This window comes from Streptomyces apricus (genome assembly GCF_008369065.1).
GTDB classification, from domain to species: Bacteria; Actinomycetota; Actinomycetes; order Streptomycetales; family Streptomycetaceae; genus Streptomyces; species Streptomyces apricus.
On the sequence record NZ_VDFC01000098.1, the window covers coordinates 1 to 10,902 of the forward strand.

General features: G+C 70.8%; 2 protein-coding genes. Both read right to left on the reverse strand.

The genetic code is table 11. The features are described from left to right. Nucleotides 1–1,656: type I polyketide synthase (locus tag FGF04_RS37720; protein ID WP_188114401.1), on the reverse strand; the 1,656-nt coding region annotated here is incomplete at its 3' end. 4 nt (nucleotides 1,657–1,660) lie between these two features. Then, nucleotides 1,661–10,902 (reverse strand): type I polyketide synthase (locus FGF04_RS37725; protein WP_149515902.1); only part of this gene is annotated, 9,242 nt, incomplete at its 5' end.

A 10,902-nucleotide genomic window follows, 5' to 3' on the forward strand; every position in this document is an offset into this window, starting at 1 on the left:
CAGCGGGCAGCGGGCCACCGCCTCCAACCCACCCACCAGCTCGGCCCGGTCCGCACCGACCACCACCACCCGGTGCTCCAGTGCGGCGCGGGTGGTGGCCAGCGAGTATCCGACATCGACCGGGTCCAGGTCCTGTTCGGCGACATGGGCCACCACCTGCGCCGCCTGCTCCCGCAGCGCCTCCTCCGTACGCGCCGACACCACCCACGGCACCACCGGCAACGCCGGGCCGGACAGACCGGCCTGCTCGGTCTGTTCGGAACCCTTGGTTCGGGGAGCCTCTTCGAGGATCAGGTGGGCGTTGGTGCCGCTGATCCCGAAGGACGAGACACCCGCCCGGCGCAGATGCTCCTCGGGACGCCATGGCTGCGCGTCGGTCAGGAGGTGCACGGATCCGGCGGACCAGTCCACGTGCGGCGACGGCTCGTCCACGTGCAACGTCCGCGGCAGCACACCATGACGCATCGCCATGACCATCTTGATCACACCCGCCACCCCGGCGGCCGCCTGGGTGTGCCCGATGTTCGACTTGAGCGAGCCCAGCCACAACGGCCGACCCTCCGGCCGACCCTGCCCATACGTCGCCAACAACGCCTGCGCCTCGATCGGATCACCCAACGCCGTCCCCGTACCATGCGCCTCCACCACATCGATGTCGGCCGGAGACAGACCCGCGTCGGCAAGTGCCTGCCGGATCACGTGTTGTTGAGCGGGGCCGTTGGGGGCGGTCAGTCCGTTGGAGGCGCCGTCCTGGTTGACCGCCGAACCCCGGACGACGGCCAGCACCCGGTGGTTGTTGCGCCGCGCCTGCGACAACCGCTCCAGGACGAGCACCCCCACCCCCTCCGACCAGCCGGTGCCGTCGGCCGACGCCGAGAACGCCTTGCACCGACCGTCCCGGGACAGTACGCCCTGGCGGCTGAACTCCACGAACACGTCGGGGGTGCACATGATGGTGGCGCCCCCGGCGATCGCCAGCGAGCACTCCCCGCGGCGCAGCGCGGCGCAGGCCAGGTGCAGTGTGACCAGTGAGGTGGAGCAGGTGGTGTCGATGGAGACGGCAGGTCCCTGCAGGCCGAGGACGTAGGAGATCCGGCCGGAGAGGACGGCTGTGGAGTTGCCGAGGAGCAGGTACCCGGCGACGTCGTCGGATACGTTCACGGCCCGGCCGGCGTAGTCGTGGTACATGGCTCCGGCGAACACCCCGGTCCGGCTCTCGCGCAGGGACAGCGGGTCGATGCCCGCGCGTTCCAGGGCCTCCCAGGTGGTCTCCAGCAGCAAGCGCTGCTGCGGGTCCATGGCCAGCGCCTCGCGCGGGCTGATGCCGAACAGTCCGGCGTCGAAGTCGGCGACACCGGACAGGAAGCCGCCGGCCTGGGCGTGGCTGGTGCCGGGCCTGTCGGGGGCGGAGTCGTGGAGGGAGGCGAGGTCCCAGCCCCGGTCGGTGGGAAAGGACGTCAGGGCGTCGTGACCGCCGGAGACCGTCGCCCACAGTTCCTCGGGAGAGGTCACGCCGCCGGGCAGCCTGCAGCCCATGCCGACGACGGCGATCGGCTCGTGCTCCCTTTCCTCGGTCTCGCGCAGACGCCGGCGGGCTTCGCGGAGGTCGGCCGTGGCGCGTTTGAGGTAGTCGCGGAGTTTCTCGTCGTTCGCCATTCCGTCAGGCACTCCCTGGCAGTCCGAGTTCGGCGTCGAGGGCTTCGAAGAGCTCGTCGTCCGTGGCCGATTGGAGATCCGTGCTGAGCGCGGTCGAGCCGTCCGTCGGGTTCGCGTCCGGGTCGGTGTCGGCCAGTCGGCCGTGCCAGCGACGCAGCAGTGTCTCCAGCCGTCCGGTGATCCTGGTCAGTTCGCCGTCGCTCCGGGACACCGCTGCCAAGGCGGCTTCCAGCCGGTCCGCCTCGGCCAGTACCGAACGAAGGCTCTGTCCCTGGCCGGCCGGCCGCCGAGCGGCCAGTTGCCCGCCGAGGTGCCGGGCCAGCGCGGCCGGACTCGGGTAGTCGAAGACGGCGGTCGCCGACAGGKGCAGGCCGGTGACCTTCTTGATCCGGTTCCTGAGTTCGACCGCGGTCAGCGAGTCGAACCCGAGGGTCTGGAACGTGTGGTGGGCCTGGATCGCGGCGCCCTGGTCCGCGGTGTGGCCGAGGACGGCAGCCACGTGACCGCGCACCAGGTCGGTGAGCACGCGTTCGCGTTCGGTGTCCTGGAGCGCGGCGAGCCGTGCCGTCAGAGCCCGCCCGTTGTCACCGGCCGCGTCCTGGGCGGTACGCCGGCCCAAGGACGTCGGGACCAGGCTCCGGAGTGCAGTCGGCAGGTTCCCGGTCCGGGCCTGGACCCGCAGCGCACCGAGGTCCAGCCGCAACGGCAGCAGCGCGGGGTGGTCCGCGGACGCGGTGCGCACGGCCGTGGAGAAGAGCCTGAGACCCTCGTCGGGAGAGAGTGCTTGGATGCCGTTGCGGAGCATGCGGGAACGGTCGGTGTCGGTCAGGTCTGCGGCCATGCCCGAACCTCCACTCCACGGTCCCCAGCCGAGGGACTGGCAGGGAAGGCCGAGATCGCGGCGGTGGTGGGCGAGTGCGTCGAGGAAGGCGTTGGCAGCGGCGTAGTTGCCCTGGCCGGCGGTGCCGAGGGCGCCTGCCGCGGAGGAGAACAGGACGAAGGCCGACAGGTCGAGGTCACGCGTCAGTTCATGCAGGTGCCATGCGGCGTCGGCCTTGGCGCCGAGTGCGTTGTCGAGGTGTCGTGGTGTCAGGTCGGTGATCAGGGCGTTGTCCAGGACTCCCGCGGCGTGCACGACAGCGGTCAACGGATGTTCGGCGGGGATGTCGGCCAGCAACCCGGCGATCGCGTCCCGGTCGGTGATCTCGCAGGCCGCGATCGTGGCCCGGGCGCCCAGCCCGGCCAGTTCGGTGACCAGGTCCGAGGCACCGGGCGCGTCCATACCGCGGCGGCCGGCCAGCACCAGGTGGCGCATGCCGTGTTCGGTCACCAGGTGCCGGGCGATCCGGCGGCCGAGGCCTCCGGTGCCACCGGTGATCAGCACGGTGCCGTCGCGGTCCCAGTCCGGTGTTTCGCGCCGCTGGTCCGCCCCCGCAGCCGTGTCGGGCCGTTGCCGCGTCAGACGAGGGACCAGGAGGCGGTCACCACGTACGGCAAGTTGCGGTTCGCCGGCGGCAAGAACGGTCCGGAGAGTGGGCACAAGGGTGTGCGGGGATGCGTACGGGGCCGGCAGGTCGACCAGTACGATCCGGCCGGGTTCCTCCTCCTGCGCGGCGCGTACCAGGCCCCACACCGCCGCGTGTCCCAACTCGGTGATGCTCTCGTCGGGGGCGGTGGCCACCGCCCCGCAGGTGACCAGGACCAGCCGGGTCGACGCCAACTGCTCTTCGGTCAGCAGCGTCCGGACGGCGTCGAGCGCGCCATCGACCGATGTGCGGACCATCGTGGGGACGGGGTTCGCGGAGTTCTGTTCAGCGACGACGAGTAGGGTCTCGGGAACGGGCAGGTCGCCGGAGCCGACTGCGTCCAGCAGGGCGGCCATGTCCGGATAGGCACGGGGCCCGGAGACCGAGCGGCCCACGACCGCCCAGTCCGGTGCGGTGGGATCGGCGAAGGGCACCGGAGCGGAGACAGGTATCCATTCCAGTCGGTGGAGCGAGCCTGCAGGGTCCGTTCCGGAGGCGGCGTCGAGCTGCTCACCGCTCACCGGGCGGGTGGTCAGCGACTCCACGGTGATCACCGGCGTTCCGGTGGCGTCGATCGCGCTGACGGCACCGCCCGAGATCCGGACCCGCAGAGCGGATGCCCCGGCTGTGTGCAGTCGTACGCCGTTCCAGGCGAAGGGCACCGCCGGGCCCTGTTCGTCCTCGTCGTCCGGGACGGGGCGCGCGGCATGGAGGACGGCGTCGAACAACGCCGGGTGGATGCCGTAGGAGGTGGCGTCGGTGGTCTGGGGAGGGAGTTCGACCTCGGCGAACACCTCTTCCCCGCGCTGCCACAGCGCACGCATCCCCTGGAAGACGGGACCGTAGTGGAGGCCTTGCCCGGCCAGCCGCTCGTAGAAGCCGTCCAGAAGCAGAGGGGTGGCCTCGGCGGGCGGCCATGCCTCCATGCCTGCCGGGATGTCTGCCCAGTCGTCGGTGGGGGTGGTGTCCGAGGTGAGGATGCCTTCGGCGTGCAGGGTCCATTGCTCGTCGGGGACGGCGTTCTCGGGCCGTGTGTGGATGTGTACTTCGCGGCGGCCGTCCCGGTCGGGGGCGGCTGCCATCACCTGCACCGCCACCCCGCCCCGCTCGGGCAGGACGAGGGGGGCGTGCAGGGTGAGTTCCTCCAGCACCGCGCAGTCCACTTCGTCGCCCGCGCGGATGGCCAGTTCGACGAAGCCGGTACCGGGGAACAGCACCGTGCCCATCACCGCATGGTCGGCCAGCCACGGCTGCGCCTGGAGCGACAGACGGCCCGACAGCACCACACCCCCCGACCCGGGCAACTCCACCACCGCACCCAGCAAAGGGTGTTCAGTACTTTCCAGGCCTGCCTGCTCCACATCGACCGCGTCCTGGACAGCCTCCATCCAGTAGTGCTTGTGCTGGAAGGGGTAAGTAGGCAGGTCCACGAGATGGACGGACCGGTCTGCGAAGAGGGCGGGCCAATCGACGGGTATGCCTCGGGTGTGCAGGTGGCCGAGTGCGTTCAGCAGGTGAGCCGTCTCGGGGCGGTCCCGGCGCAGGGCGGCAACCGCGTCCCCGTCCCGGTCGGCCAAAGCGGTCAAGGTGGCGTCGGGGCCGATCTCCAGGAAGGTGTTCGCTCCCGCGGTGCGCAGGGCTTGCAGACCGTCGCCGAAGCGGACCGCTTCGCGCACGTGGCGTACCCAGTAGGCGGGCGTGCACAGCTCCTCGAGGTCGGCGAGAGCACCGGTGAGGTTGGAGACCAGGGGGACGGTGGGCGGGTGGTAGATGATCCGTTCGGCCACCTCGCGGAAAGCCGCCAGCATCGGATCCATCAAAGGCGAATGGAAAGCGTGCGAGACCCGCAGGCGCCGGGTGTGCGCGAACCGCGCCGCGACCTGCGCGACCGCTTCTTCCGCACCGGAGATCACCACCGCGTCGGGGCCGTTGACAGCCGCGATCGCTACTTGGTCCACACCCACGAGCGCCGCCGCCACATCCTGCTCGGTGGCCCGTACCGCGACCATCGCGCCACCCGCAGGCAGCGCCCCCATCAACCGGCCCCGGGCCACTACCAGCGCACACGCATCCCCCAGCGAGAACACCCCGGCCAGGTGCGCAGCCGCCAGTTCACCGACCGAATGCCCGGCCACGAAGTCGGGTCGCACACCCCACGACTCCAGCAGCCGTCCCAGCGCGACTTCGAGCGCGAACAATGCCGGCTGCGCGAACTCGGTGTCGTTCAGGCGACCGTGATCTTTTCCCTCTTCTGCGGGCCACATGATGTCCTGCAGGGACAGACCCAGCTCTGCAGTCACCTCGTCCAGGGCGCGGGCGAACACCGGAAAGGCGTCATACAACTCCCGCCCCATCCCCAGCCGCTGACTGCCCTGACCGGAACAGAGGAACGCCAATTTGCCCGGGCGGGCCGCGCCCACCACTGCGTTAGCCCCGGCGTGCCCCTCGGCGACCTGGGCCAGTCCATCCAGCAGCCCGGCGCGATCGGCGGCAACGACCACGGCCCGGTGCTCCAGACCAGCACGGGTCGCGACCAGTGAGTACCCCACATCCACCGGGTCCAGGTCCTGCTCGGCGACATGGGCCACCACCCGCGCCGCCTGCTCCCGCAACGCCTCCCCCGTGCGCGCCGACACCACCCACGGCACCGCGGGAAGAGTGGCAGCAGGCTCGACCAAAGACTCCGCCGAAAGATCCGGTGCCTCCTCCAGGATCAGGTGGGCGTTGGTGCCACTGATACCGAAGGAGGACACGCCCGCCCGGCGCAGACGGTCCTCGTCACGCTCCCAGGACTGAGCCTGGGTGAGCAGCTGCACCCCGCCCGCCGACCAGTCCACGTGCGGCGACGGCTCGTCCACGTGCAACGTCCGCGGCAGCACACCATGACGCATCGCCATGACCATTTTGATCACACTTGCGACACCAGAAGCCGCCTGCGTGTGCCCGATGTTCGACTTGAGGGAGCCCAGCCACAACGGCCGGCCCTCCGACCGGTCCTGCCCATACGTCGCCAACAACGCCTGCGCCTCGATCGGATCACCCAACGCCGTCCCCGTACCGTGCGCCTCCACCACATCCACATCCGCCACCGACAACCCCGCACTCGTCAGGGCCTGACGGATCACGCGTTGCTGTGCGGGGCCGTTGGGGGCGGTCAGTCCGTTGGAGGCGCCGTCCTGGTTGACCGCCGAACCCCGGATGACGGCCAGCACCCGGTGGTTGTTGCGCCGCGCCTCCGAGAGCCGCTCCAGGACGAGCACCCCCACCCCCTCCGACCAGCCGGTGCCGTCGGCCGACGCCGAGAACGCCTTGCACCGACCGTCCGGCGAGAGGCCACGCTGGCGGCTGAACTCCACGAAATTCAACGGTGTGGACATCACCGTCACCCCGCCGGCCAGGGCGAGGCTGCATTCGCCGTTGCGCAGTGATTGAGCCGCGAGGTGCAGGCTCACCAGTGAGGAGGAGCAGGCCGTATCCACTGAGATGGCCGGACCCTCCAGCCCCAGCGTGTAAGCGACACGGCCGGAGACGATACTGCCCGCACTCGCCTCAGTGGGGTAGTCGTGGTACATCACCCCCGCGAACACCCCGGTGGGCGTGCCTTTGAGCGACGCGGGCACGATGCGGGCGCTCTCCAGCGCCTCCCAGGACACCTCCAGCAGCAACCGTTGCTGCGGATCCAGCTCCCGCGCCTCGCGCGGCGAGATCCCGAAGAACTCCGGATCGAAACCGGCCGCGTCCTCCAGGAACCCGCCCTCGCGCACGTAACTCGTCCCGGCACGTGACGACTCCGGATCGATGAGCCGTCCCAGGTCCCAGCCCCGATCGTTCGGGAATTCGGTGATGGCGTCCACGCCCTCCGTCACCAGCCGCCACAGGTCCTCGACTCCCTCGACCGCGCCCGGATATCGGCAGGCCATGCCCACGATGGCGACAGGTTCGTCCTTTGCCCCGGGCGGCACGAGGACGGTCGGCCCGGTTCGTCCTTCGGCGCCCAGCGCGTCCGGCAGCACTTCGGAGATCAGGTGAACGGTGAGTGCGCGTGCGCTCGGCCGGTCGAAGACGACGGTGGCCGGCAGGTTGGCACCGGTGGCGGCGTTGAGTCGGTTGCGCAGTTCCAGCGCCGTCAACGAGTCGAAGCCCATCTCTTGGAAAGCCCGGTCGGGCTCGATCGACGCAGAGGACGTGTGCCCGATCACCGCTGCCGTATGGGTGCGGACCAGTTCCAGGACCGTCCGTAGCGTCTCGGACTCGGAAAGGCCGTTCAGTTGCTCGGCCAGTCGGCTGCCGGAGAGGACTGCGGGGGCGGTACGCACCCTCTGCCTGGCCCGGGTGGCCGGGCGCAGCAGGGACGGAAGTGCGGTGCCCGTGCGGGTGCCGTCCCCGTCGCCGTTCCGGGCACCGTGCCCCCGGGAGCGCAGAACGGCTGCGTCGAGGACCAGCGGAGCGAGCAGCGCATGGCCGGTGGCGAGCGCCTCGTCGAACAGATCAATGCCCTGGTCGGTGCTGAGGGCGGGGAGTCCCAGGGAGCGGAGGCGGTTGAGATCGGTCTCGGTCAGCTGGGCTGTCATTCCGGTCGGCAGGTCCCAGGCGGCGTAGGCGAGGGAGGTGGCGACCATGCCGTTGGCGCGGCGGTGCTGGGCCAGGGCGTCGAGGAATGTGTTGGCGGCGGCGTAGTCACCCTGGCCGGCAGCGAGGACCAGGCCGCCGGAGGAGGAGAGCAGGACGAAGGCGGACAGGTCCGCGTCACGCGTGAGCCTGTGCAGATGCCAGGCCGCGTCCACCTTGGGACGCAGCACTCGCCGCATCGACTCGGGGGTGAGTCCGGGGATCAGGCCGCCCTCGGCGACTCCGGCGGCGTGCACCACTCCGGTCAGGGGGTGCTCGCCGGGAATGCGGGCAAGCAGAGCGGTGAGCGCCTCCGGATCGGCGACATCGCAGGCGCTGACGGCGACATCGGCCCCGTACGCGGTCAGTTCCTCGGCCAGCTCGGCCGCGCCAGGGGCGTCGGGGCCCCGGCGGCTGGTGAGCAGCAGGTGCCGTACGCCGTGGTGGGTCACCAGGTGTCTGGCCATCAGGCTGCCGATGCCACCGGTACCGCCGGTGATCAGCACGGTGTCGGTGGTGTTCCACGGGGATGCCGGACGCCCTTCTTCGACGGGGTCGGCCGGGTCGACGCGATCGGCACAGTTGACGGGCTCGGCGGGATCTGCGGGCTCCGTCCTGGTGAGCCTGGGCACCAGCAGGGTGTCACCGCGTAGGGCCATCTCTTCCTGACCGCTGCCCAGTGCCTCCGCCAACAGGCGGGGGTCGAGGCCGGCGTCGTACCGCGTGTCGGTGTCCAGCAGGGCGAAACGTCCGGGGTTCTCCTGCGCGCCTGCTCGCACCAGCCCCCACACGGGCGCCTGGGCCAGGTCGGCAACGTCCTCGTCCGGGGCCACACCCACGCCGCGCCCGGTGATCACCACCAGCCTGGAGGCGGCCAGCCGGTCGTCGGCGAGCCATGCCTGCAGCGCCGGGAGCACCTGATCGGCAACCGTGAGGACGCCGGAAGGGACCTCTGTGTCATCCGCGTCGGGAGAGAAGCGACGGGCGTCGAACAGCACGTCGTCCGGTACGGCGGCGCCTGCCTCGATCGCCGCGACCAACGAGGTGAGACCCGGATGAACGGCGACCTCGGGCCGACCGGCCAAGCGGTCGTCACCGATGACGGCCCAGGAGTCGACGGGCGTCGCAGGGCCGGGGGCAGGTGCCCAGTGGACGCGGTGCAGCTCCGCCCGCTCCCTCGTGCCACCACGCAGTTGGGCGGAGGTCACCTGCCGGGTGACGATGCCGGCGATCTCCGCCACCGGCCGGCCCTGGCCGTCGGCGACCGACACGGAGCTTCCGCCCGGAGAGACGCGGACGCGCAGCACGGCGGCGCCCGGGGCATGCACGGTGACCCCGCTCCAGACGAACGGGATCGCCGGGCCGTCCTGCTGTTCCTCGCTCAGGATGCTCACGTGCAGAGCGGCGTCGAGCAGGGCAGGGTGGAGGCTGTAGAAGGCGGCGTCACCCACGGTGGCGTCGGGCAGGGCGACCTCGGCGAAGAGTTCGTCCCCGCGCCGCCAGGCCGCTCGCACACCCTGGAAGAGCGGACCGTAACCGAAGCCCCGCTCGGCGAGGCGCGGGTAGAAGGCCGATACGTCGGTCGGGACGGCGCCCTCGGGGGGCCAGATCCGTAGATCGGTGCCGACTGTGTCGGCGGTGGAGACCGTCGGGGTGAGGACACCGGTGGCGTGTGGGGTCCACTCCTTCTCGGCGGGCATGTGCTCGGACCGCGAGTGGATCGCCATCCTCCTGCGACCGGTGGCGTCGGGACCGTCCACCACGATCTGGAGCGCGACCCCGCCGCTCTCGGCCAGGACGAGCGGGGCCTGGATGGTCAGTTCCTCGATGACCGGGGTCCCGACCTGGTCTCCGGCGTGGAGGGCCAGTTCGACGAATGCCGTACCGGGGAGCAGCACGGTGCCGAGTACCTTGTGGTCGGCCAGCCAAGGATGGGTGGCGAGGGACAGCCTTCCCGTCAGCAGCAGGCCGCCCGATCCGGGAAGCATCACCATCGCGCCCAGCAGCGGGTGCTCTGCGGGTCCCTGCCCTATACCGACGGGATCGCTGGACAGCGTGACCCCGTCGAGCCAGTAGTGCTTGCGCTGGAAGGGGTAGGTGGGCAGGTCCACGAAATGGGCGGACCGGTCTGCGAAGAGAGCGGACCAGGTGACGGGCACACCCCGGGTATGTACGTCACCCAGGGCGCGCAGCAGTTGGACTGCCTCGGGCCGGTCCCGGCGTAGGGCGGGGATCGCGTCCCCGTCCCGGTCGGCCAGAGCGGACAGGGTGGCGTCCGGGCCGATCTCCAGGAAGGTGCTTACCCCCGCGGTGCGCAGGGCTTGCAGACCGTCGCCGAAGCGGACCGCCTCGCGGACGTGGCGTACCCAGTAGCCGGGCGTGCACAGCTCCTCGGGGTCGGCGAGAGCACCGGTGAGGTTGGAGACCAACGGGATGGTGGGCGGGTGGTAGGTGATCCGTTCGGCCACCTCACGGAAGGCGTCGAGTATCGCGTCCATCAGCGGGGAGTGGAAGGCGTGCGAGACGCGCAGACGCCGGGTGTGTGCGAAGCGGGCCGCGACCTGTGTGACCGCTTCTTCCGCACCGGAGATCACTACCGCGTCGGGGCCGTTGACGGCCGCGATCGCCACTTGGTCCACACCCACGAGTGCCGCCGCCACATCCTGCTCGGTGGCCCGTATGGCGATCATGGCACCGCCGGTGGGCAACTCGCCCATCAGCCGGCCCCGGGCCATCACCAGCGCACACGCATCCGCCAGCGAGAACACCCCCGCCAGGTGTGCAGCCGCCAGTTCACCGACCGAATGCCCGGCCACGAAGTCGGGCCGTACGCCCCATGATTCCAGCAGTCGTCCCAGTGCGACTTCGAGTGCGAACAATGCCGGCTGCGCGAACTCCGTACCCTCCAAACGCCCTCGTCCGGACGAGTCGTCCGCCGCCCACATCACCTCCCGCAACGGCAGACCCAGCTCATCGACCACCTCGTCCAGGACGCGGGCGAACACCGGAAAGGCGTCATACAACTCCCGCCCCATCCCCAGCCGCTGACTGCCCTGACCGGAACAGAGGAACGCCAGCCGACCTCCGACCGCCACCCCACCCAGCCGCTCAC